At 39.9% G+C, this 22,028-nt stretch carries 20 protein-coding genes and 1 tRNA gene; 10 read left to right on the top strand and 11 right to left on the bottom strand.

Annotated elements, in window-relative coordinates; genetic code table 11:
- Positions 1-107 precede the first annotated feature (107 nt).
- Complete coding sequence (gene lysS, locus G4420_RS19555) at positions 108-1,814, top strand: lysine--tRNA ligase (protein WP_163325638.1); 1,707 nt, start codon at positions 108-110, stop codon at positions 1,812-1,814.
- A 174-nt stretch (positions 1,815-1,988) separates the two neighbouring features.
- On the top strand, positions 1,989-2,360 hold the full coding sequence (locus G4420_RS19560; protein ID WP_163325639.1) for a lipocalin family protein: 372 nt from the start codon (positions 1,989-1,991) through the stop codon (positions 2,358-2,360).
- Positions 2,361-2,504: 144 nt separating this feature from the next.
- Here G4420_RS19560 and G4420_RS19565 read toward each other — a convergent pair whose 3' ends face one another.
- Positions 2,505-3,167, bottom strand: a complete 663-nt coding sequence (locus G4420_RS19565; RefSeq protein WP_163325640.1) for a hypothetical protein — start codon at positions 3,165-3,167, stop codon at positions 2,505-2,507.
- Positions 3,168-3,808: 641 nt separating this feature from the next.
- Between G4420_RS19565 and G4420_RS19570 the strand changes: the two genes are divergently transcribed.
- The 3 genes from G4420_RS19570 to G4420_RS19580 all read left to right on the top strand — a co-directional run bounded on the left by G4420_RS19570 (position 3,809) and on the right by G4420_RS19580 (position 5,005).
- Positions 3,809-4,225, top strand: a complete 417-nt coding sequence (locus G4420_RS19570; RefSeq protein WP_163325641.1) for a hypothetical protein — start codon at positions 3,809-3,811, stop codon at positions 4,223-4,225.
- A 123-nt stretch (positions 4,226-4,348) separates the two neighbouring features.
- On the top strand, positions 4,349-4,828 hold the full coding sequence (locus G4420_RS19575; protein ID WP_163325642.1) for a hypothetical protein: 480 nt from the start codon (positions 4,349-4,351) through the stop codon (positions 4,826-4,828).
- A 104-nt stretch (positions 4,829-4,932) separates the two neighbouring features.
- Positions 4,933-5,005, top strand: a tRNA-Thr gene (locus tag G4420_RS19580).
- Between the two features lie 143 nt (positions 5,006-5,148).
- Here the strand turns inward: G4420_RS19580 and G4420_RS19585 are convergent.
- The 6 genes from G4420_RS19585 to rplM all read right to left on the bottom strand — a co-directional run bounded on the left by G4420_RS19585 (position 5,149) and on the right by rplM (position 9,863).
- Positions 5,149-5,895, bottom strand: a complete 747-nt coding sequence (locus G4420_RS19585) for a PRC-barrel domain-containing protein (protein ID WP_045033574.1) — start codon at positions 5,893-5,895, stop codon at positions 5,149-5,151.
- Between the two features lie 753 nt (positions 5,896-6,648).
- Entirely contained in the window at positions 6,649-6,825 is a 177-nt protein-coding gene (locus G4420_RS19590; protein WP_163325643.1) for a hypothetical protein, read from the bottom strand.
- 458 nt (positions 6,826-7,283) lie between these two features.
- Positions 7,284-8,108, bottom strand: coding sequence for a translation elongation factor Ts (gene tsf / locus G4420_RS19595; protein WP_163325644.1), 825 nt, complete (start codon positions 8,106-8,108; stop codon positions 7,284-7,286).
- Between the two features lie 45 nt (positions 8,109-8,153).
- Positions 8,154-8,921 (bottom strand): 30S ribosomal protein S2, encoded by a 768-nt coding sequence (gene rpsB / locus G4420_RS19600; RefSeq protein WP_163325645.1) that lies wholly within the window; start codon positions 8,919-8,921, stop codon positions 8,154-8,156.
- A 100-nt stretch (positions 8,922-9,021) separates the two neighbouring features.
- Positions 9,022-9,408 carry a 30S ribosomal protein S9 gene (gene rpsI, locus G4420_RS19605; RefSeq protein ID WP_163325646.1) on the bottom strand — a complete coding sequence of 129 codons (387 nt, stop codon included), beginning with the start codon at positions 9,406-9,408 and terminating at the stop codon, positions 9,022-9,024.
- Positions 9,408-9,863, bottom strand: a complete 456-nt coding sequence (gene rplM, locus G4420_RS19610) for a 50S ribosomal protein L13 (RefSeq protein WP_163325647.1) — start codon at positions 9,861-9,863, stop codon at positions 9,408-9,410. Before rplM ends, rpsI begins: the two co-directional genes overlap by 1 nt.
- 394 nt (positions 9,864-10,257) lie before the next feature.
- Between rplM and G4420_RS19615 the strand changes: the two genes are divergently transcribed.
- The 5 genes from G4420_RS19615 (at position 10,258) to queA (ending at position 14,112) form a co-directional block, all read left to right on the top strand.
- Positions 10,258-11,133 carry a cell division protein FtsX gene (locus tag G4420_RS19615; protein WP_163325648.1) on the top strand — a complete coding sequence of 292 codons (876 nt, stop codon included), beginning with the start codon at positions 10,258-10,260 and terminating at the stop codon, positions 11,131-11,133.
- 29 nt (positions 11,134-11,162) lie between these two features.
- A complete protein-coding gene (locus G4420_RS19620) occupies positions 11,163-11,417 on the top strand; it encodes a DUF3098 domain-containing protein (protein ID WP_163325649.1) in 255 nt (84 codons plus the stop codon).
- A gap of 12 nt (positions 11,418-11,429) precedes the next feature.
- The gene (locus tag G4420_RS19625) at positions 11,430-12,209 is read left to right on the top strand and encodes an undecaprenyl-diphosphate phosphatase (protein ID WP_163325650.1); all 780 of its coding nucleotides are present in this window, start codon (positions 11,430-11,432) and stop codon (positions 12,207-12,209) included.
- 41 nt (positions 12,210-12,250) lie between these two features.
- The gene (truB, locus tag G4420_RS19630) at positions 12,251-12,964 is read left to right on the top strand and encodes a tRNA pseudouridine(55) synthase TruB (RefSeq protein ID WP_163325651.1); all 714 of its coding nucleotides are present in this window, start codon (positions 12,251-12,253) and stop codon (positions 12,962-12,964) included.
- A gap of 98 nt (positions 12,965-13,062) precedes the next feature.
- The gene (gene queA / locus G4420_RS19635; protein WP_163325652.1) at positions 13,063-14,112 is read left to right on the top strand and encodes a tRNA preQ1(34) S-adenosylmethionine ribosyltransferase-isomerase QueA; all 1,050 of its coding nucleotides are present in this window, start codon (positions 13,063-13,065) and stop codon (positions 14,110-14,112) included.
- Between the two features lie 89 nt (positions 14,113-14,201).
- Here queA and G4420_RS19640 read toward each other — a convergent pair whose 3' ends face one another.
- From G4420_RS19640 to rimP, 4 genes are all read right to left on the bottom strand, one after another.
- Entirely contained in the window at positions 14,202-16,985 is a 2,784-nt protein-coding gene (locus tag G4420_RS19640; protein WP_163325653.1) for a PQQ-binding-like beta-propeller repeat protein, read from the bottom strand.
- Between the two features lie 150 nt (positions 16,986-17,135).
- Positions 17,136-20,117 carry a translation initiation factor IF-2 gene (gene infB / locus G4420_RS19645; protein WP_163325654.1) on the bottom strand — a complete coding sequence of 994 codons (2,982 nt, stop codon included), beginning with the start codon at positions 20,115-20,117 and terminating at the stop codon, positions 17,136-17,138.
- 60 nt (positions 20,118-20,177) lie between these two features.
- Positions 20,178-21,413 carry a transcription termination factor NusA gene (gene nusA / locus G4420_RS19650; protein WP_163325655.1) on the bottom strand — a complete coding sequence of 412 codons (1,236 nt, stop codon included), beginning with the start codon at positions 21,411-21,413 and terminating at the stop codon, positions 20,178-20,180.
- 11 nt (positions 21,414-21,424) lie between these two features.
- Positions 21,425-21,889 (bottom strand): ribosome assembly cofactor RimP, encoded by a 465-nt coding sequence (gene rimP, locus G4420_RS19655; protein WP_163325656.1) that lies wholly within the window; start codon positions 21,887-21,889, stop codon positions 21,425-21,427.
- Positions 21,890-22,028 lie beyond the last annotated feature (139 nt).

Consider the following 22,028-nt stretch of genomic DNA (forward strand, 5'->3'; position numbering starts at 1 on the left):
GTTTTATTATCTTTGCCCAAATTTTTTTAAAGGATTCGGGAATCTTTTCCCGGGCAATAAATTGTCATTTAAACAAAAGAGTGACAGCAAATAAAAGTGAAGAAAAAATGAGTCATCAGGAATTAAGCGAACAAGAGATCATCAGACGAAATTCGTTGCAAAAAATGCGCGAGTTGGGGATCGACCCCTACCCGGCGGCACAGTACCACGTAAATACCAACACCAAAGAAATAAAACAGAACTTCAAGGAAGAGGAGAAGAATTTTCAGGATGTAGTGATTGCCGGCCGTTTGATGAGCCGCAGAATTATGGGAAAAGCTGCGTTTGCTGAGATCCAGGACCACGAAGGACGTATTCAGATTTACGTTAACCGCGACGAAATTTGCACCGGCGACGATAAAGTGATGTACAACGAGGTGTTTAAGAAATTGCTCGACATTGGCGACATCATCGGTGTGAAAGGACATGCTTTTATTACCCAAATGGGCGAATTAACCATTCATGTTACTGAATTTACAGTGCTGAATAAATCGTTGCGCCCCTTGCCGATTGTAAAAGAAAAAGACGGCAAAACTTTTGATGCTTTTACCGATCCGGAGCAGCGTTACCGTCAGCGTTACATCGATTTGATCGTTAATCCTGAAGTGAAAGAGACGTTCAAAAAACGGACAATCATATACAACACCATGCGTCAGATGTTTAACGAGTATGGTTATCACGAGGTGGAAACACCAATTCTGCAGCCTATTCCTGGAGGAGCTGCTGCACGTCCGTTTATTACGCACCACAATGCGCTGAACATGCCATTGTATATGCGTATTGCCAACGAGCTTTACCTAAAACGACTGATTGTTGGTGGTTTTGAAGGTGTTTACGAGTTTGCCAAAGATTTCCGTAACGAAGGAATGGACCGCACCCACAATCCGGAATTTACCGTGATGGAAATTTATGTGGCCTACAAAGACTACAAATGGATGATGAGCTTTACCGAAGAAATTTGTGAGCGTGTGGCCATGGCATTACACGGAACCACAAAAGTTCAGTTGGGCGACAACATTATCGATTATAAAGCACCTTACCCGCGTGTTACCATGGCCGAGGCTATTATGGAACACACCGGTTACGATATCAACGGCAAGTCGGAAGACGAGCTGCGCGAGATTTGCAAAAAGCTCGATATTGAAATCGACGAAACCATGGGTAAAGGAAAACTGATTGACGAAATATTTGGCGAAAAATGTGAGGGCAACTACATTCAGCCAACCTTTATTACCGATTACCCAAAAGAAATGTCGCCGCTTACAAAAATGCACCGCGACAACCCTGAATTGACCGAACGTTTTGAGTTGATGGTTAACGGTAAAGAGCTGGCAAACGCCTACTCGGAGCTGAACGACCCAATCGACCAGCGCGAGCGTTTTGAAGACCAGCTGAAACTGTCGGAAAAAGGTGACGACGAAGCGATGTTTATCGACCAGGATTTCCTGCGTGCTTTGGAATACGGTATGCCTCCTACATCGGGAATGGGAATTGGAATGGACCGCTTAACGATGTTTATGACCAACAGCCCATCGATTCAGGATGTGTTGTTTTTCCCGCAAATGAAACCGGAGAAAAAAGCTGTGGAACTGACCGAGGACGAAAAAGCAGTTTTCGAATTGCTAAAAGCGGAATCGCCGATTGAACTTAATGCGCTAAAAGACAAAGCCGGACTAAGCAACAAAAAATGGGATAAAGCCATTAAAGGCCTTACCAAAAAGAGTGTGGCTAAGGTTGAAAATACGGATGCTGGTTTGTTGGTGACGGCGTTGTAGCCTCCAAGGCAAAAGGAAAAAGGAAAAAGTCAAAATTAAGATAGTAAAGCCTCTTCGATTTTCGGAGGGGCTTTTTTAATTATGGTCACAGATGTTGCACTATCCTTTACTAATTTGGAACAAAAATTTTGGTACTAAGTATAATTAACCACATTAACTTAAATACAAAAAGTCATGAAGCAACTTCGTCATTTTACATTCGCTATTTTAGCACTGATCCTGATCTCTATTTTTTCATGCTCTAAAGATGATGATGACAAAGTTGTTAACCCAATTATTGGCACATGGGAATATGCTGAATCTATTGAAGGATTCTCAATGACCGTAACAGTTACTTTTAATGCAAACCATACTGGTACAATGCACATGGCCATTGTTATTGACGGAGAATCGGAAAGTGAGTCAAGTAGTTTTACGTATAGTACCGATGGATCTCAACTTACAATAACAGAAAATGGTGAAAGCGTCGTTGTTACTTATTCTATTTCAGGTGACACGCTAACCCTCACTGAAGATGGAGAGCAAATGGTGTATCACAGGGTATAGATGCACTTACTTACAATAATTCATGTAAAGTTTTAACTCGATTTTGCATCATCGGGTTTCCGGACAGGACGTGATGATAAAAGAAAAAGCCTTACTGTATACAAACAGAAAGGCTTTTTTAACCACAGGCAATACCCGGATTATTTAACTTCGAACCAATTTACCCAACGCTTCTAACAGTTGAGGTTTATCTTCCATGGCAATTTTCGCCACGGCGTAAAATTCGCTCATCCAGTCGTCCATTCTTTCAAATGCTGCGTCTTTGGCTCTTGTTGCCTCCTGCGATTCGCCTTTTTCCCTTAGGTATTCGCCCCGGGCAGCCTCCAAATCGGCAATCAGGCCCATTGCGTTTGTTATGTCTTCGGCTGTTATCTTAAGCCGTAGTAATTTTGGCTGTATTTGAGCATCTCTGCTACCTGCCACGTTATAAAAACGTCTCACCGTTTCCAACCACTTTATATACGCGTTCGACAAACTGCCGGTAAGCGCAAGTTCTTCTAATATTTGAGGATCGTTTCGGAAAATAACCTTTGCCTTTTTTCGGTGCATCCGATACGTAGCATCAAGTTGTTCTTTTAAAGTTTGAAAAGCTGCATAGGCTTCCGAAGTTTCATCGTCTTCTGTTTTGTTTAAGTCGAAAATTTGGCGGGTTTCGGCCAGTAGCGTCTTACCTTCGGCAATTACTGTCGTATCGTAACCAAATTCGGCCATGCTTGTAGCCAACTCAGGTTGAATTTCGACATTTGTTAACGATACGCGATACTGCTCGAGGGCTTCTGCCTCTGAAAGTGTTTTTTTAGTTACCATTTCAATTAATTTTAAGGTTTACATTTATGTTTATCAACTCTTTTTGAGTGATTGCCTGTTGCTTACCCCTACTGTCCTTAACGCTGTTCATCCATTTTTCCGGCTCCCCACGCATTCCTTAAGCTTCTCCATTAGCTCCTTACAACTTCTCATGTATTCCTTATGGTCACTCATGCGTTCCTTACAGCTCCCCATGGGTTCCTTAAGGCCTCTCATGCGTTCCTTATGGCCCCCGATGAGCTCCTTAAGGCCTCTGATGCGTTCCTTATGGTTTCCAATGTATTCCTTACAACTTGCCGCGAACAGAATGTGATTCCTCACTTATTCCTTACGCCAGCCCGGGGTTGCCTTTAAATTTTGTATGCTTATTTTGCCTGGGCGATGGTTATTTTTGATTCGTTTTTTGTTAAATAGTGTCTTCAATTTATGGAATTCTTACCAATTATCCTAATCTCCTAATGCACTTGTGCTCATTTTCAACACACAGAACACACAGACAAGCAAGCATAAACAGGCATAGAACACCCCGACTTTTAAAATTCACACCAAGGCCTTTAACCAGGTAGCCTAACTTGTGTAACTCAATACCTTGGCCTCCGTATACAAAACCATTCTAATGAATTAATCTAAAATCACAGGTCATGAAAAAAATCGTAGTTATAGCAGCGGCTTTTCTGCTGTTTGGTTTATTTGCCGGCGCACAAACCATCGAAAAAGGAAGTCTTATCAGCATCCACACCATCGAACTTACCGCACACCAAAGCATTCCGGTTGACCGAATAATCAATTTTCTTGAAAACGAACTCTATCCGGCTTTTGCAAAGGAACTAGGTTGCGAGATTAAACTGATGAAGGGATTAAACCGGGAAACCGAGAACAAAATTGGCGTGGTATATTACTATTCGTCAAAACAACATTTTAACCGGTTTTGGAACGACAACGGCGACCCCACAGAAGAGGGGAATAAAGCATTAAGCCATGTGGAACATTTAAGGGTGGAATTCAGAGAATTGGGCGAATCAAAAATATTAGCCATTCAGGACTGGAACGTTAATTAACCAAACAGATGTAACCCTTGGTTTTGTATGCTTTACACCATATTCAATTCTTTTGAAAGCCGTTCATTTTCGCGTAATTTTATTCGGATAAAATCTTTTTAACGGATTAAATGTTATTTAGATATGGAATACCGGGATTTCAATAAGGACTTTCATTTGAAATTAAGTGCCGAGTTTAAGCGCATCGATCAGCTTTTTGAGCAATTTAATCGCCATTTTATTCGCGAGCAGTTGCTTATAGCCAACGAATATTCGGACTTAAACCTGCCAAAAGATGAATTAAATAAGGCGCTAAAACAATATGCCGCCCACTTGTTTAATTGTGCCGACTCGGTAGCCGACAAGGATGAAAACTACAACGAAATACGATTGGCGCTGGAATTGGAATCTATCACACGTGCAACGGATAAATACCCTTTGCGTTTCCGGGAATCGGAATTTGCCCAACGAACACATCAAAAAGCCAAAGAGTTGTTGATTCAGTTTTTCCCGGAACTCATGGAGCTCTCGGCCAACGGGTTTCGCCTTCTGGAGAAGTTTAGTCTGTTCTATAACCTCGATTTCATTTCGGTACTGGAAGAAAATAAAACAGCCATTGATTAGTAGAACTTCTTTCTCCGATGATTAATATGCGCTGCTTTTCATGCCTAGTATTGTTTTTGGGCATAACCATTATCGGCAAAAATATTTTATATTGTAACAGGCAGGCCTCTTTAGCTCAGTTGGTAGAGCAGCTCATTCGTAATGAGCAGGTCGCGGGTTCAAGTCCCGTGAGAGGCTCTTTTCTCTCCATTAGGCAGTAAATTAGAACAAAGAATTAGTCCAATACGATAGTAAACTTTTCAAGTTTTGGAGTAAGACCATAAAAAAACCGAAGTCATTTGCCTTCGGTTTTTCCATTTCCCAATTTTGATTATCTCATTCTATTTCCTTTTACCGTGATAGTCGTAAAGAACTTCCTCAAACTCGGCATTTACTGCATCATCCGGGTTATATTCCGGTGAGTCTTTAATGGCTTCTTTTGTCATATCAACACGGGCTTCACGATCCGAGAAGCTAATCTTATCGATCACTTCAATCGGAAGAATTACTTTTTTACTCCAGGGGAATAAATTATTCGTGTCGACCACAAAGTACAGAATTTGCCAGTCGGTGTCGTCAATAATCAAATCGGAAATATGTCCGAATTTGTCATCGGTGGCGTTAATCCCATAACCTTTTATCTCGTTAAAACTGCGCAAACTTGTATCAATGTCTTCTTCCTTAATTACCTTACGCGGTGCTCTGAATGCTACGCCCGGGTAAAACACAACTTCGTTTCCGGCAAATGCGGCTGAATCGACCATCCAATACGGATATTTGATTCCGTAATAATCGGCCAGTTTTCGCTCGTAAATTCGCGATACCGGCATGTCGAAACTTAAGTTTGGCGACCGTTTAATATTGTCGACACTCAAGTTAATTTTGAACGTCTTTTCTTCCCAATCGGGCTCTCCAAGGAAATTATAGGGCACCAATACCCTGTTCGCCTTAAAGAAATTCCCCAGGTCAACTTCCACATACCTTATTATCCAACTCTTTTCGTCGAATAAAAAATCATTTACTTTTCCTTCTTCTCCATCCTTTGCCCTAACGGAGTATCCTATCAATTCTCTTAAACTACGTTTCATAATACCAGATTTTATATTTTGTTGTGCACTATTGCACGCTATTTCCCTGAACAGTTTTTATCGCTTACGATTTATAGCTATCGCTTTGCTTTTACTACTAATTCCAAAGATGTGCCATAATACGCCACACAATAAATCAACACATCTAACAAAGCCTGAAATACTGACACTTACGCCAACGGAATAGGTTTATGAAACAAGAATAAATATGAATTTACTGTGGAAAAAAGTCACAACAAGTGTGGAGAATTGTTACTTATCGATACGAATATGGACGGAAAAACGAAAGCACCCGGCAACTTCCATGATGCAATAATTACAAGCGGTTTTAAGGGCGATTTTTTTTGAAAAAGGGCCAGAAATCCTTATAACAGATTTTCACAAATCCGTTTCATAGCCAAGGATAGAATTTCAACGAGTGACGATTAAACAGAAATTAATGATTTTGTTTCACATCAAGGTAACTTCTGTACATCATTATAGAAATCGCCATCAGAAATAAAATACCATAAATAATTACTGCCATAACTTTTTGTTTTAAAGTATAGATATGGTTACGGCCTAATACAGCAGTTGTTTCGCTTTAAATGAGATAGTTATTAAAAGCCAATTGTTAATATGTAGCAGAATATTAGTGATTAAGAGACTTAAAAACAGTGTGGTGAGATATGTACAGACTTCCCCTCATATGGCATTTACTCCATTCAATTAGTGGTATTTCCCGGGTGCAGCCCCATACCAAAATACTTTTAGCTATGTTTTACATCCCGATAGCATAAAATCAATACTGCAACGATTATAGCTATCACGACGCTTCCATAAAGAAAAATTGCCATAATAACTGGTTTTTAAACTATTAACTATTTCAACTGCTCTACAAGGCAACACGGTTTGCCCTGCAAACAAATCCTCTTCCAGCACTACGTTCATAATATTCCGTTTATGTCAAGTCAATTAGTTATACGCAAAAAACGTGTAAAAAGATTACCTTTTCGTCTTTTTTAGAATATTACTATAGAACGTAAACCGAGTTATTTAAAATCATGTCAAGAAATTTCAACCGTAAAAACGTATGTTGAACCTGGGTTGCATGAATTAGCTGTAACTTAATTTGATTTCGTTTTACGTAGTGGACGCAGTAGCATTAAATAGTTGTTGAAATAGTGTATTAAATGAAAAATGCACCAGAAATTTCGGGAGGGCCAGCTCTGCCGGTTTATTAAGCACGGTAAAGATATCTACGAGAAGAATTACGTATTGAACAAAAACTTTCCTCAACATAAAAACTTGAGCCTTTTTCAGAGAATATCTCTGATCAGGCTCTTTTTTTTGCATAAAAAAAGCCATCCGGTTACCCGAATGGCTTCTAATATATTCTCTTGCTTAAACTATGCGTTTAAAGAATAGCGATCGAAAGCGATTACTGATAATTCAGCATCTGCACCTTTCAGGTACTCTTTTACAGACATTTTTCCGTCTTTAACAAAAGCCTGATTGATAAGTGTTACATCTTTGTACCACTTGTTCAATGAACCCATTGCAATTTTTTCAATCATTGCTTCAGGTTTACCTTCTTTGCGGTATTTTTCTTTCGCGAACTCTAATTCCTTATCAATTTCAGCTTGTGGAATTGAAGCTTCGTCTACAGAAACAGGAGCCATAGCAGCAACCTGCATCGCGATATCTTTTCCTACCTGAGTATCAACAGCTTTGTTGAAAGCAACAAGAGTTGATAATTTGTTACCAGGGTGGATATAAGGAACTACAGCCTCTTCGGCTAAACATTTATAGTACGAAAGGTCAAGTTTTTCACCAGTTACACCAGTTTGCTCAGTAACTTGTGCTTCAATAGTTGAACCGTCAATCTCCAGCGCTTTTAATGCTTCCAAACTTTCAGGTTTGGCTTCCAATGCTTTTGCAAGAATTTTCTCAGCAAATGCTACAAAGCTGTCGTTTTTAGCAACAAAGTCAGTTTCGCAATTCAATACAATGATTGCACCGAATTTTCCGTCTTCAGTTGCTTTTGCCAGAGCTACACCCTCAGCTGCATCTCTGTCGGCACGTTTGTTAGCAATTAATTTACCTTTTTCGCGGATGATTTCCAGTGCTTTATCGAAGTTACCTTCGGCTTCTTTCAGGGCATTTTTGCAATCCATCATCCCTGCGCCCGATACTTTACGCAATTTTACTACGTCTGCTGTTGTAAAAGACATAATTAAAATCTCTTTTTAGTGGTTTATATTATACTTAACCTTTAATTACTCTTCAGAATCTTCGTCTTCATCTTTAGCTACCTTCTTTTTAGGAGCTTCGTCTGAATCTTCTTTATCTTTCTCGATTTTGCGCTCGCTCAATCCGGCTTTAATTGCGTCGCACATCTCACCCACAATAATGCGGATTGACTGAGAAGCGTCGTCGTTAGCAGGAATTACAAAGTCGATATCATCAGGATTTGAGTTTGTATCAACAATAGCGAATACAGGAATTCCTAATTTTTTTGCTTCGCGAACAGCAATTTTTTCTTTCAATACGTCAACAACAAATAATGCAGCCGGCAAACGGGTAAGGTCTGAGATAGAACCCAATACTTTATCCAGTTTCGCACGCTGACGTGTAATTTGTAGTTTTTCGCGTTTTGAAAGGTTATCCCAACTTGTGTCCTTCATCATTTTATCGATGGAGATCATTTTCTTAACCGCTTTACGGATTGTTGGGAAGTTGGTAAGCATACCTCCTGGCCAGCGCTCAGTTACGTAAGGCATTCCTACCTCTTTAACTTGCTCTGCTACCAATTCTTTGGCTTGCTTTTTAGTGGCAACGAATAACACTTTACGACCTGATTTTGTAATTTGTTTGATGGCTGCAGCAGCTTCATCAATTTTTACAACTGTTTTTTGCAGATCGATAATGTGGATACCGTTTTTCTCCATGAAGATATAAGGCTCCATGTTTGGATTCCACTTTCTTTTCAGGTGACCGAAATGTGCACCTGCTTCCAATAATTCTTGAAAATTTGTTTTTGGCATCTGTTTACTTTTTCTATGCTCTAAAAGCAACCGCTGAGTAGTCCCGATTCATCGGGAATCACAGCCGTTTTAGATCCATATAATTTGATAAATAATAATCTTAACGTTTTGAGAACTGGAAACGTTTTCTTGCTTTTGGTTGTCCAGGTTTTTTACGTTCCACCTCGCGTGGATCTCTGGTAACAAAACCTGCAGCTTTCAACTGTGGTCTTGATTCCGGATCGATTTCCATTAATGCGCGGGTAACAGCCAAACGGAAAGCTTCTGCCTGACCTTTTGGACCACCACCATCCAGATTTGCTTTAATATCATATTTCTCTGCAACTGCTAAAAGATTTAGTGGCTGCATCGCAATATATTGCAATGTTTCTGCAGGAAAGTACTCTTTAAGTTCCCTTTTATTAATGGTAATATTTCCTTTACCTTCGCTTACGTAAATACGAGCAACAGCTGTTTTTCTACGTCCGATTGTGTTTATTACTTCCATTATTTAATCGTATTTAAATCAACAACTTTTGGTTTTTGAGCCTCATATTTGTGCTCTGCACCAACTACTACATGCAAATTTCGGTATAAGGCGCTACCCAATTTGTTTTTAGGAAGCATACCTTTTACAGCTTTCTCAACCAAACGCTCAGGATATTTAGCTAAAATATCTTGAGGATTCTGAGTACGCTGTCCACCCGGGTAACCAGTGTGACGAACATATACTTTGTCCGACATTTTTTTACCGGTCAATGCAACTTTTTCAGCATTGATAACAATTACGTTATCACCACAATCTACGTGAGATGTGAAATTTGGCTTGTATTTACCTCTTAACATTTTGGCAACTACACTTGCCAAACGTCCCAATACCATATTTTCGGCGTCAACAACTACCCATTCTTTGTTTGCGGTAGCCTTGTTAGCCGAAACAGTTTTATAACTAAGTGTGTCCACTTTTCTAATTTTTTATTGTTAAAAACACTTCTGATTTTACTTTTCGCCGCATTTTTTGTCTCAACGGAATTTTTCGACAAACTGCTTTACTTCAAGAAAATCAACTATTTACACTCCTTATTTCTAAGGATAATAATCGGGACTGCAAAAGTATTCTCTTTTTTTTGATTTCCAAAGAAATAACAGTCAAAATTTCAATTAGTTAAATGATTTCCTGACCGCTTCGAAATCCTTTTCAGAAAACGGCTCAAATTTGCCATTCTTTGCGGGATTGGCTACAACTTCTTGAGATGAATTTAATGTTAACACACCAATGTAAAAAAAGAAGCCCAAACGAAATTATTGTCCCTCACAAAATTATATACATTTGTAAGAAGTAGATATTCGTTGCAACATGAGCAAAAAACCTAAAAAGTTTAAAAAGCGTTTTTTCAATTCCTGGATTACTTCGTTAACCAGTATTACGCTTGTGCTTATTTTGCTGGGCATGCTAAGTTTTATTCTCATCAACAGCAAAAAGCTATCGGATTACGTGCGCGAAAAAATCGGGTTTACCCTCGTTTTGGCCGACGACTTGCGCGAGACAGAAATCATTCGTCTGCAAAAAATTTTAAGTGCCGGCGACTTTGTAAAATCGGTTAATTACATCGATAAAGAATTGGCGGCCAAAGAACTTACAAAAGAACTGGGCGAAGATTTTCAGGGATTTCTGGGCTACAACCCGCTTTTTGCTTCGCTCGACATTAAACTAAATGCAGCTTACACTCACACAGACAGTCTTCAGGTTTTGGAACAGAAATTTTTGGAGTACCCTCAGGTTACCGAGGTTTATTACCAGAAAAACCTGGTTACCCTGATTAACGATAACGTGAAAAGGATAAGTTTGGCCTTGCTGATACTAAGCGGACTGCTTACATTTATATTTTTTGGCTTGATTAACAATACCATTCGCCTATTGATTTATTCACAGCGTTTCACCATAAACACCATGCAAATGGTTGGTGCCAGCAAAGGCTTTATTCGCAAACCATTCTTAATTAAAAGTTTATTACTTGGTGCGCTTGGCGGAATTCTGGCCAACTCGATTCTGATTGGCTGTATTTATTTCTACAAACAGGAACTATACGGCTTGATAAATTTTGCCGACCTGCAAACGATCGCGCTCATTGCCGGCATTGTATTTTTACTGGGCTTTTCCATTTCATTTTTATCAACATGGTTGGCGCTGGGCAAATTCCTTCGCATGAAATTTGATGAATTATTTTATTAATTATCTTTACACCACAATTTCGGAAAATAATGACTAAAAAAAGTAAAGAAGTAAAGGAAACTGCAGGCTTTGCACTGGGCAAAGAAAACTATAAACTCATGGCAATTGGTTTTGCCGTAATCGTAGTTGGATTTATTTTAATGGCTGGCGGCGGAAGCGACGACCCCAATATTTTTAGCGAAGATATTTTTAGTTTTCGCCGGATTACACTGGCCCCAATCCTGTTGCTTTTAGGTTTTGGATTCGAGATTTACGCTATTATGAAAAAACCAAAAGACGATTAAGCTTATTTTTTTATGACTGAACTCCAGGCCCTACTTCTCGGTATCATCCAGGGACTTACCGAATTTCTTCCCGTTAGCTCAAGCGGACATCTTGAAATTGGACACGCGCTTCTAGGTATAAAAGATGAAAACAGTTTACTTTTTGTTTTAACCGTTCATGTTGCAACGGTACTGAGTACCATTCTTGTATTCAGAAAGGATATTGCACTGTTGTGTAAAGATCTTTTTGCATTTCAATGGAACGACTCAACCGAATATATCAGCAAACTTCTGTTTTCGTCAATACCAATTGTAATTGTTGGTTTTTTGTTTCGCGACAAACTGGAAGCACTTTTCACCGGTAATTTATTTTTTGTGGGCTGTATGTTGCTTTTTACTGCCTGCTTACTTACCCTTACTCAATTTGTTAAAAAAAGCGATGGGAAGATCACATTTGGTAAAGCATTGCTAATTGGTGTTGCCCAAACATTGGCCGTATTGCCGGGAATATCACGAAGCGGATCGACTATTGCAACAGGTTTACTTTTAAAAGGGAAAAAGGAAGATGTTGCCCGTTTTTCTTTCCTGATGGTTTTAATTCCCATTTTAGGAGCTGCTTTTCTCGACATCGTAACAGGCGAGTTAAACTCAACCAAAGTAGAACTACTTCCACTACTTATAGGATTTGTAAGTGCTTTTATTTCAGGATGGCTGGCCTGTTCGTGGATGATAAAAATCGTAAAACGTGGTAAATTAATTTATTTTGCAATTTATTGCGCTCTTATTGGGCTAATTGCTATCTTTGCAGCCTGATTTTTCAAAACAGGCTTAATTTACTGGAAGATAGATTCTTAATGCCCGATTTCAAAAAAACATACGATTTCCCTGGCGGGGAAATTTTACTTTTCGATAAAGAACTGGAATGGACATCGTTTGATGTGGTTAACAAGATAAGATATAACCTGTGCCAAATGATGAGAATAAAAAAGTTGAAAGTTGGCCATGCCGGAACACTTGATCCGCTGGCAACCGGATTGGTACTTTTGTGCACAGGCAAAGCCACAAAAAAAATTGAGGAGTTGCAACTGGGAGAAAAAGAGTACATTGCAACGTTAAAGATCGGGGCAACAACTCCATCATTCGATCTGGAAACAGAGGAAGACAGCCAGGCCGATTTCTCGCATGTTACACGCGAAAGTTTTGAAAAAGTACTACCACAGTTTATCGGAAATATCGAACAGGTTCCACCGGTATTTTCGGCAGTAAAAGTAAAAGGGAAACGCGCATTCGATTATGCCCGAAATGGTGAAGATGTAAAACTTAAAGCAAAAACAATTGTTATAAGAAGCATTGAAATTGAATCGTTTAATCTTCCGGAAGTAAAATTAAAGGTTGTTTGCGGCAAAGGAACTTACATCCGATCGTTGGCCCGCGACATTGGCGAGGCGTTAAATTGCGGCGCTTACTTAACCGGATTAATAAGAACAAGAATTGGTGATTATAAAATAGAAGATGCGTTTAAAGTGGATTTTTTTCTGGAAAACTTAAATTTAAATGAAACCAATTGAAAATATCACCGTATAACGTGATTCTGAATTTAAAAACCAACTGACTGTATTATCTTTGCAGATCGCATAAAAATGACTATTAATAAATAAATTACAATATGAAGTTATCAAAATTCAAGTACAATTTAGAACAGGAAAAGATTGCTTTGCACCCAGCCGATAACCGTGACGAATCAAAATTAATGGTGCTAAACAGAGCAACACGAACAATTGAACACAAATTGTTTAAAGACCTGCTTGATTATTTTGATGATAGAGATGTGATGGTTTTTAACGATACCAAAGTGTTTCCTGCACGTTTGTATGGTAATAAAGAAAAAACCGGAGCAGAAATCGAAGTTTTTCTTCTTCGTGAGTTAAACCGCGAGCAGCGTTTGTGGGATGTACTGGTTGATCCGGCTCGTAAAATACGTATTGGCAACAAGCTGTATTTTGGCGACGACGATTTATTGGTTGCCGAAGTAATTGATAACACCACATCGCGCGGTCGTACTTTGCGCTTCTTGTTTGATGGTCCTTACGACGAATTCAAACAAACACTATACAGCCTGGGAGAAACACCGCTTCCAAAATTTATAAACCGCCCGGTACAACCCGAAGATAAAGACCGCTACCAGACTATTTTTGCAAAACACGAAGGCGCCGTTGCAGCACCAACAGCAGGTTTACACTTTAGCCGCGAGTTGTTAAAACGTTTGGAGATTAAAGGTGTTGATTTTTCGTATGTTACTTTGCATGTTGGTTTAGGAAACTTCCGCAGTGTAGATGTTGAAGACCTTACCAAACACAAAATGGACTCGGAGCAGATTTGGATAAAAAACGAAGCCTGCGAGATGGTAAACAACGCAAAGCAAGAGAAACGTAATGTTTGCGCCGTGGGAACTACGGTAATGCGTACTCTTGAAAGCTCTGTATCAACTCAAGGATTTTTGAAACCATTTGAAGGATGGACCAATAAATTTATTTTCCCTCCTTACGAGTTTAGCGTTGCAAACAGCATGATTACAAACTTCCACCTGCCTTACTCAACATTGCTGATGATGGTAGCCGCATTTGGCGGATACGATTTTGTGATGGAGGCTTACGATGTTGCCACTAAAAACGATTACCGTTTTGGTACTTATGGCGATGCCATGCTGATTATTTGATCGATAACATACACAACAATATGGAAACCACGGAATTTATTTCGTGGTTTTTTTATACCATTTCTGAAGCCATTTTGGCTACTCTGAAGTTATTCCAATTCATAACACAGCAGGTTTCCGTCTTCATCGCCAACTACCAGACTAAGCGGACCGCCATTTTGCAATTGTCCAATCGAAAATTCACTGTTTCCAATTAAAGGAAATCCATCGTATTGTTTTCCCTTAGAATCAAATAAGTATATCTCGTTTTCATTGGAATCAGTTGTACCAATCATTTTTTGGGTTGCTGTAAAAGCATATAGATTTACCGCCAGCAAGCTATTGTCGAATTCTTCCTCAAAAAGCTTATCACCATCTTCGTCGAAAACAAACAGCCCATCTTCGTCAATAAATACAAACTCCGGCTTACCGTCTCCGTTAATATCATCCACTTCAAACTGGTGATCCATCGAAAATTTTCCGGTTTTCTTTTGCGCAAATTTGCCGTCGAAGAACAGATAAAAAACATCTCCATCGCGGCTAGTGACAACCATTTTGGGCACACCTTGTGTATTTAAAACTATTTCGTTTGCCGATGGTGCAAATTTTGCCGTTGAATTTACACGTGTTTCTCCCCTTCTGTCTTGAATATAAACCTGGTTTTCGTCGCTAAAAACAATATAATCTTTATTACTCACCCTGAAAAACTGAATCGGGGCTGTTACCGTTCCGCTGGTTTTATCGAATATCCAACCATTAAGAATTGTCCCGTCGTGACTATAAGCATAAACCTTTTTATCGTTGCAAGCCACAAAATAACGGTATTGGTTATTGTTGTTGTAATCAAATACATTTACACCGTTGGTAGCCGGTGATTTTAAAACAATTGGAAAGTTTGCCACGCTGGTTCCGTTTCGGTCGATCAGATAGATTTTTTCGTTGGTATTAAACAGGTACTGCAATTTGCCGTTATTGTAATAATCCACCTGGTGAACTTTGCCCAGAATCTTTCCACTAACCGGTGCACTCCAAATAATCTTCCCTTCGGCATCAATTAAATGCAATTGATTATTTACATCCTGAACAATTACTTCCTTATTCGCTTTATTCGTATGGTTTATTACCAGTTGTGGTTTTAGGGCCACTTCGGCTCCCAACCTGCACTGCCATTTTGCACGAACATCCTTTTTCGGCTTCTGCTGATAACCCAAATTCAATGAGTTAAAATAGATGTTATTCTCACACACCACTTGCCAGCTAATGGCATTAAACTTTCTAAAGATCTCTTCATTCTTCTCCAGCCCCTTGTTTATTTCGGAATTAAACAAATCGCGACGAAGTGCATAAAGGTTATTTATATTGCCATATATATTCAGGTTAGCCTTGTTTTCGGATGCCCTGCTTATCGTTTCATAGTCGGCGTCTGTTCGCAAAGTTTCTCCCGAATCCATATCATCGAGGTATTTTTCCAACCCTTTTTTCGAATTGGCAAAAACCAGTTGATCATCGCGAAAGGCAGCAAAACGGGCACGTACAAAATCAAAAGCTCCACCCAACCAGATACCCGGCAATGTTGGATAGGGAAATTCGTAAATTCGGTAGTTCTTCTCATCAGAGGAGACAAACGTGCTCGCCAAACTTTCAAATTCAATATCTTTTCGTTTGGCATAATTCGTTAGCATACCTTCAAGAAGCTCCTGGCTTTCTTTCCTCGACTGGCCATTTAAAATAAAAAGCGAGCCCATTTCTGCTTCGGTTGGAACAGAAGTGATCGCTGCGAGCACCCTGTCTTTCACCAGACTCCTTAATTTCTCACGACTATCGGTGCGGAAATTCTGTTCGATCATTTTTATTTTCTCTTCCCGGTCGTAATACGCATTGGAGTGCACAAAATAGTTTTCCAGGTTATTAAAAAACAAGTCCCTGTCCGAGAACGAAAATCCAACATAAAACGATGTTGATTTGGGCAACAAACGGTCTGCATTACAACTTATCGCTTCCTGCCCCTGTAAAACCGAAAGGAAATGATTCAGGGAATCGTCGGCTGCAGTAATTCCGTTTAGCGTTAGGCGGTTGTCGTGAAAGCTTAAATCGAGCTCACTCCAGCTGGCGTAATCTTTAATTTTTAATACATCGCGTTTTAGATTGATGCTGGCGGTTTCGCCAAATTCGTTTTCCTGCTTTTTTGTTGTGGAATTCAGAAAATTGGCCCAGAGCTCCGGGAAACGCCTGTGATTTATATACCACGCCACCTCCGATTGATTGGCAACCGTCCGGTTCACCAAATTAAAGTATCGGTTATCTGTAATTCCGGGCGCATTTAATTGCCTGATACACTTCTCCACCAAAATTACTTCGGGGCTAATAATTACCAGATTGCCGGCAACACTAAAACTAAGTTTATTGTTTCCTGCCGAATCAAAAACATCAATTATAGCATAACCATTATAGTTTCGTTTCTGAAAAGAAGTTCGCGAAATTCCGGTTAGTTTCTCAAGTAACAGTTCAAGTCCCTCGCGCTCTTTTGCACTTTTTAGATTACCGATAATTACCGGGTATAATACGTTCTTGCCAACAAAATCAAGTGCCAGCACCACAGGCCGTTTACCAAGCTGCTTCTGAATTTCAGGTTCACTTTCAATAACGTTCTGAATGTTCGACACCTGGTTTAACAGCTTATTGAACTCAGGAATTCCTGCTAACTCCTGCACAACAGGATTATCAACAGGAATGGCCTTCAATCCTTCGGCTTCAAGAAATAATGGTGCCGACAGAGGCACAGCCTTATATAACGGTGAGTCCCTGTTGAAAGCCACCTCATCTTTCGTAAAGTACAGATATGCGGCCGCTGCTGCGACTAAAACAAGAAGTATGATTATGAGGAACCTTTTCATTTTTCTATCTTTTTGTCAAAAGTAGTAATAAGCTAACGCTCTTAGCTACCTTTTTCGTTTATGAAATTAAACATTGATTGTTAATAATTTAGGGATAACAAAAAAGGCCGGGAAAACCCGGCCTCTTCATATCTCGTATCTATGTTTTTTTTACAATGTTTTTGCTACCTCAATTTCGTGGTAAGCTTCAATGTGGTCTCCAACTTTAATATCATTGAATTTCTCGATATTCAATCCACACTCGTAGCCGTTTTTCACCTCTTTTACGTCTTCTTTAAAACGTTTCAGTGAACCTAATATTCCGTCGTAGATTACAATACCATCGCGAATTACACGAGCTTTCGAGTTACGTGCAACTTTCCCATCGCGAACAATACAACCTGCAACAGTTCCCACTTTCGTGATTTTAAATACCTCCAGTACTTCAACAGTTCCGGTAATTTCCTCCTTAATTTCCGGAGAAAGCATACCTTCCATTGCTGCCTTAATCTCGTTAATGGCATCGTAAATAATCGAGTACAAACGAATATCAATTTGTTCTCTTTCGGCAATTTTACGTGCATTCAACGAAGGGCGTACCTGGAATCCAACTACAATCGCTTCTGATGCGGCAGCCAGCGAAATATCAGATTCAGAGATCTGACCAACTGCTTTATGGATAATATTGATCTGAATTTCTTCGGTTGATAACTTGATCAATGAATCAGACAGTGCTTCGATAGATCCGTCAACGTCACCCTTAACAATAAGGTTCAGTTCCTGGAAGTTACCAATTGCAATACGACGTCCGATTTCATCAAGCGTAATGTGTTTCTGCGTACGCAGTCCTTGCTCGCGGGCCAGCTGCTCGCGCTTATTGGTAATGCTACGTGCTTCGCGTTCGCTTTCCATTACATTGAACTTATCACCGGCTTGTGGCGCACCGTTCAATCCAAGAATAATTGCAGGCTGCGCAGGTCCAACATCCTTAATGTTTTGGTTACGCTCGTTGAACATTGCTTTTACGTGACCGTAATACTGACCGGCAATAATTATATCACCAACATGAAGCGTTCCGCTTTGAACCAATAAAGTTGAAACGTAACCTCTACCGCGGTCAAGCTCCGATTCAATAATTGTTCCCTGCGCCTTTTTATCTGCGTTGGCTTTCAGCTCAAGCATCTCGGCTTCAAGCAATACTTTTTCAAGTAACTCTTCAATACCAATTCCGTTTTTGGCCGAAATATCATGCGACTGGTATTTACCACCCCACTCTTCAACCAGGTAATTCATATTGGCCAGTTCTTCTTTTATCTTTTCAGGATTTGCTCCCGGTTTATCGATCTTGTTAATTGCAAAAACAATTGGTACTCCCGCAGCTGATGCGTGATTGATCGCCTCAATGGTTTGTGGCATCACATTGTCGTCGGCTGCTACAATAATAATTGCAATATCGGTTACCTGTGCACCACGCGCACGCATTGCGGTAAATGCCTCGTGACCAGGAGTATCAAGGAAAGTGATGATTCTGCCATCTTCAAGGCTAACGTGGTATGCTCCAATGTGCTGGGTAATACCACCGGCCTCACCTGCGATTACGTTTGTACTACGGATATGGTCGAGCAACGATGTTTTACCGTGGTCAACGTGTCCCATTACAGTTACAATTGGCGGACGAGGTTTTAAATCTTCCGGATTGTCTTCTTCTTCCTCAATCGCTTCTGCAATTTCAACACTAACAAACTCTACTTTGTAACCAAATTCCTCGGCAACTACAGCGAGTGTTTCAGCATCGAGACGCTGGTTGATGGAAACAAACAAACCCAACGACATACATGACGAAATAATTTCGTTTACGCCAACATCCATCATGGTAGCCAATTCGGCAACAGTAACAAACTCTGTTACTTTCAGGATACTTTGTTCCAGCATTTGCTGTTCCATGTCTGCCTGCATTCTTTCGCTGGCAGCGGCACGTTTGTCGCGACGGTGTTTTGCACCTTTTTTGGTTTTGCCCTTTGTTGTTAAGCGGGCAAGCGTATCTTTAATTTGCTTTTGTACGTCCTCTTCGTTAACCTCTTTTTTAAGTGGTCGTTTTTTCTTTCCCGGTATTTGTTTATTTGCCTGGAATTTTCCTCTCGGACGATCGCCGGGTTTTGGCGGTTGTTGTTGTCTGTCAACACTAACCTTTCCGGTTTCTTTAGAAATACGTTTCCTGCGTTTTTTTCTATCACCCTGATTCCCCGCATCTTGTTTCTTTTCAGGCAGATCGATTTTTCCAAGGATGGTAGGGCCATTCAGCTTGTTAACCTTTGCTTTTATTACGGTTGGGCCTTCGCTTTTTTCTTTATCTTGCCCCTGGCGCTGCTCGGCAATTCGTTGCTTTTTGCGCTCCTGGCGTTCTTTTTCACGCTCTTCTTTTGATTTCTTTGCCGGGCGAGTTTTCTGATTCATATTGCTCAGATCAATCCTGCCCACCACTTTTATTTTATCATCCGATTTTGGCGTTGTTGCTCTAATTACGTCTTCCACTTTTTCTTTAGGTGTGATTTCGGCTTTTGGTGCTGCTTCCTCTTTTTCAGCTTTCGGTACAGCTTCTTGTTTTATTTCGGCTGCCGGTGCCTCTTTCACTTCTTCTTTGGCTGGAACCTCTTTGGCAGAAACCTCCTTTTCAGGTTGCTTCTCTTCGGCTTTAAGTTCAGCTTTAACTTCGACGGGTTTCTCTTCAACCGGTTTTTCAACCTTCTTTTTCGGCTTGTTCACCTCGTCCAGATCAATCTTGTCGAGCACCTTAACTTTTACCTCAGGTTTTTTAATAACTTCTTCTGCCGGTTTTTCCTCAACCTTTCTTACAGCAGCAGGCTCTTCAATCTTTGGTTCTTTTTTCTCCTGTTCTTCAGCTTCGGGCTCCATAGAAATCACTTCTTTCTTTGGACGCTGACTCTTCAGGTTCATTTTTTCCGACTCTTTCTTGATGGTAATATCTGTTTTATATTCCTTTTCAAGAAGTTGCACGGCGTCTGCTGTAACTTTAGTATTAGGGTTTGAGTCGATTTCATAACCCTTTTTATGCAGGTACTCAACGATGGTATGAATACCTACGTTGAACTGCCTTGCAAGTTTACTAAGTCTTTGTGTATTGCCTGCTACCATATACTTCTTTATTTACTTTTCTAATTTGTATGAATAAAAACCTATCTGCAACAAAGGTTACTATTCAAATTCCGAACTAAGAACTTTCAGCACCTCATCGATAGTTTCATCTTCAAGGTCGGTTCTTTTAATCAATTCAGCCCGGGGAATATTTAATACGTTCTTTGCGGTATCGCAACCGATTCCTTTTAACGCATCAATTACCCAGCTTTCAATTTCATCTGCAAACTCATCCAGGTTCACATCTTCGTCATCTTCTTCCATTTCACGATAAACATCGATCTCGTATCCGGTTAACTGGCTGGCCAAACGAATATTTAATCCGCCTTTACCAATTGCCAGCGAAACTTCTTCCGGTTTCAGATATACTTCAGCTTTTTTATCGTCTTCCAGAATTTTAATCGAATTAATTTTCGCCGGATTCAGTGATCGTTTAATGAACAACTGAAGGTTCGATGAATAATTGATAACATCGATGTTTTCGTTACGCAACTCGCGAACGATACCGTGGATTCTCGATCCTTTCATTCCCACACATGCTCCAACCGGATCGATACGTTCGTCGTACGATTCAACCGCAACTTTAGCACGCTCGCCCGGTACACGAACAATTTTTTTGATGGTAATTAAACCATCGAAAATTTCCGGGATTTCCAACTCGAACAAACGCTCGAGGAAAGCCGGTGCTGTACGCGATAAAATAATAAGCGGGTTGTTATTTCGTAATTCTACTTTATAAACAATGGCGCGAACGTTATCTCCTTTACGGAAATAATCGGATGGAATTTGCTCTGATTTTGGAAGGATCAATTCGTTTCCTTCGTCATCAAGAATCAGAATTTCTTTTTTCCAAACCTGATAAACTTCACCGGTAACAATGTCGCCAATTTTATTTTTGTACTTTCCGTAAATATGGTCTTTCTCCAGTTCCAGAATTTTACTGGCCAGGTTCTGACGCAAATTCAAAATTGCACGGCGACCAAAATCGGCTAATTTAACCTCGTCGGTAACTTCTTCGCCTACTTCGTAATCGTCGTCAATTTTCAGCGCATCGCTCAAAGTTATTTGCAAATTCGGATCTTCGATCTCGTCGTCTGCTACAACTTCGCGGTTTCGCCAAATCTCAAAGTCGCCCTTATCAATATTGATAATAACATCGAAGTTTTCATCAGTACCGTACTGACGGATAAGCACACTGCGGAAAACGTCTTCCAACACGCTCATCATTGTAACCCTGTCAATGTTTTTTAGCTCCTTAAATTCGGCAAAAGTATCTATCAGGTTAATATTTTCCATCTTTCATCGCTTTATTTAAATGAAATAACCGCTTTCGCACTTTTTATTTCGTCGTATTTTAAAATATGTTTTTTCACTACCAATTGCTTTTTCTTTTGACCCTCCACTTTTTCGCGTTTCGAAGTCTCAAGTACTATGCCTTCTTCACTATTCTCCAAAAGCAGCCCTTTCAATTTCTCATTGTCGGCTGTTAAAACCTCGATCTCTTTACCGGTATTTTTTTCGTACTGTTGCTTAACTTTAAAGCTTTCGGTTAGCCCCGGAGACGAAACCTGCAACGAAAAATCCTCTTCTTCCCTGTCGAGATTATGCTCTACATTACGACTGACAGCAATACATTGTTCGATAGTGATGCCATTAAATCCATCAACGTACACATTTATGTCGTTGGCCGAACTTATCGTCACATCAACAATAAACATCTGACCATCAAGACGTTCATTTACCAAATCTATTACTTTCTGTTTTGCTATCATTTCTCTATATGTAACAAAATAGGGAACCAACGGTCCCCTAAAAATTTCGCTTTTTAGAAAATTCTCGGCAAAAATAGTAATATTATCCAACATTAACAAATATCCGCTCTTACTTAAAATGCTGATTTTAAAGTAAAAA

The sequence above is a fragment of the Draconibacterium mangrovi genome, assembly GCF_010586825.1.
Lineage (GTDB): Bacteria > Bacteroidota > Bacteroidia > Bacteroidales > Prolixibacteraceae > Draconibacterium > Draconibacterium mangrovi.

Coding starts and splice junctions, on each gene's coding strand:
- G4420_RS19560 (WP_163325639.1), top strand. CDS start 1,989: ATGAAGCAACTTCGTCATTTTACATTCGCTATTTTAGCACTGATCCTG.
- truB (WP_163325651.1), top strand. CDS start 12,251: ATGCCCGATTTCAAAAAAACATACGATTTCCCTGGCGGGGAAATTTTA.
- G4420_RS19615 (WP_163325648.1), top strand. CDS start 10,258: ATGAGCAAAAAACCTAAAAAGTTTAAAAAGCGTTTTTTCAATTCCTGG.
- queA (WP_163325652.1), top strand. CDS start 13,063: ATGAAGTTATCAAAATTCAAGTACAATTTAGAACAGGAAAAGATTGCT.
- G4420_RS19640 (WP_163325653.1), bottom strand. CDS start 16,985: ATGAAAAGGTTCCTCATAATCATACTTCTTGTTTTAGTCGCAGCAGCG.
- G4420_RS19570 (WP_163325641.1), top strand. CDS start 3,809: ATGAAAAAAATCGTAGTTATAGCAGCGGCTTTTCTGCTGTTTGGTTTA.
- nusA (WP_163325655.1), bottom strand. CDS start 21,413: ATGGAAAATATTAACCTGATAGATACTTTTGCCGAATTTAAGGAGCTA.
- infB (WP_163325654.1), bottom strand. CDS start 20,117: ATGGTAGCAGGCAATACACAAAGACTTAGTAAACTTGCAAGGCAGTTC.
- G4420_RS19565 (WP_163325640.1), bottom strand. CDS start 3,167: ATGGTAACTAAAAAAACACTTTCAGAGGCAGAAGCCCTCGAGCAGTAT.
- rimP (WP_163325656.1), bottom strand. CDS start 21,889: ATGATAGCAAAACAGAAAGTAATAGATTTGGTAAATGAACGTCTTGAT.
- rpsB (WP_163325645.1), bottom strand. CDS start 8,921: ATGCCAAAAACAAATTTTCAAGAATTATTGGAAGCAGGTGCACATTTC.
- G4420_RS19620 (WP_163325649.1), top strand. CDS start 11,163: ATGACTAAAAAAAGTAAAGAAGTAAAGGAAACTGCAGGCTTTGCACTG.
- lysS (WP_163325638.1), top strand. CDS start 108: ATGAGTCATCAGGAATTAAGCGAACAAGAGATCATCAGACGAAATTCG.
- tsf (WP_163325644.1), bottom strand. CDS start 8,108: ATGTCTTTTACAACAGCAGACGTAGTAAAATTGCGTAAAGTATCGGGC.
- G4420_RS19590 (WP_163325643.1), bottom strand. CDS start 6,825: ATGAACGTAGTGCTGGAAGAGGATTTGTTTGCAGGGCAAACCGTGTTG.
- G4420_RS19625 (WP_163325650.1), top strand. CDS start 11,430: ATGACTGAACTCCAGGCCCTACTTCTCGGTATCATCCAGGGACTTACC.
- G4420_RS19575 (WP_163325642.1), top strand. CDS start 4,349: ATGGAATACCGGGATTTCAATAAGGACTTTCATTTGAAATTAAGTGCC.
- rpsI (WP_163325646.1), bottom strand. CDS start 9,408: ATGGAAGTAATAAACACAATCGGACGTAGAAAAACAGCTGTTGCTCGT.
- G4420_RS19585 (WP_045033574.1), bottom strand. CDS start 5,895: ATGAAACGTAGTTTAAGAGAATTGATAGGATACTCCGTTAGGGCAAAG.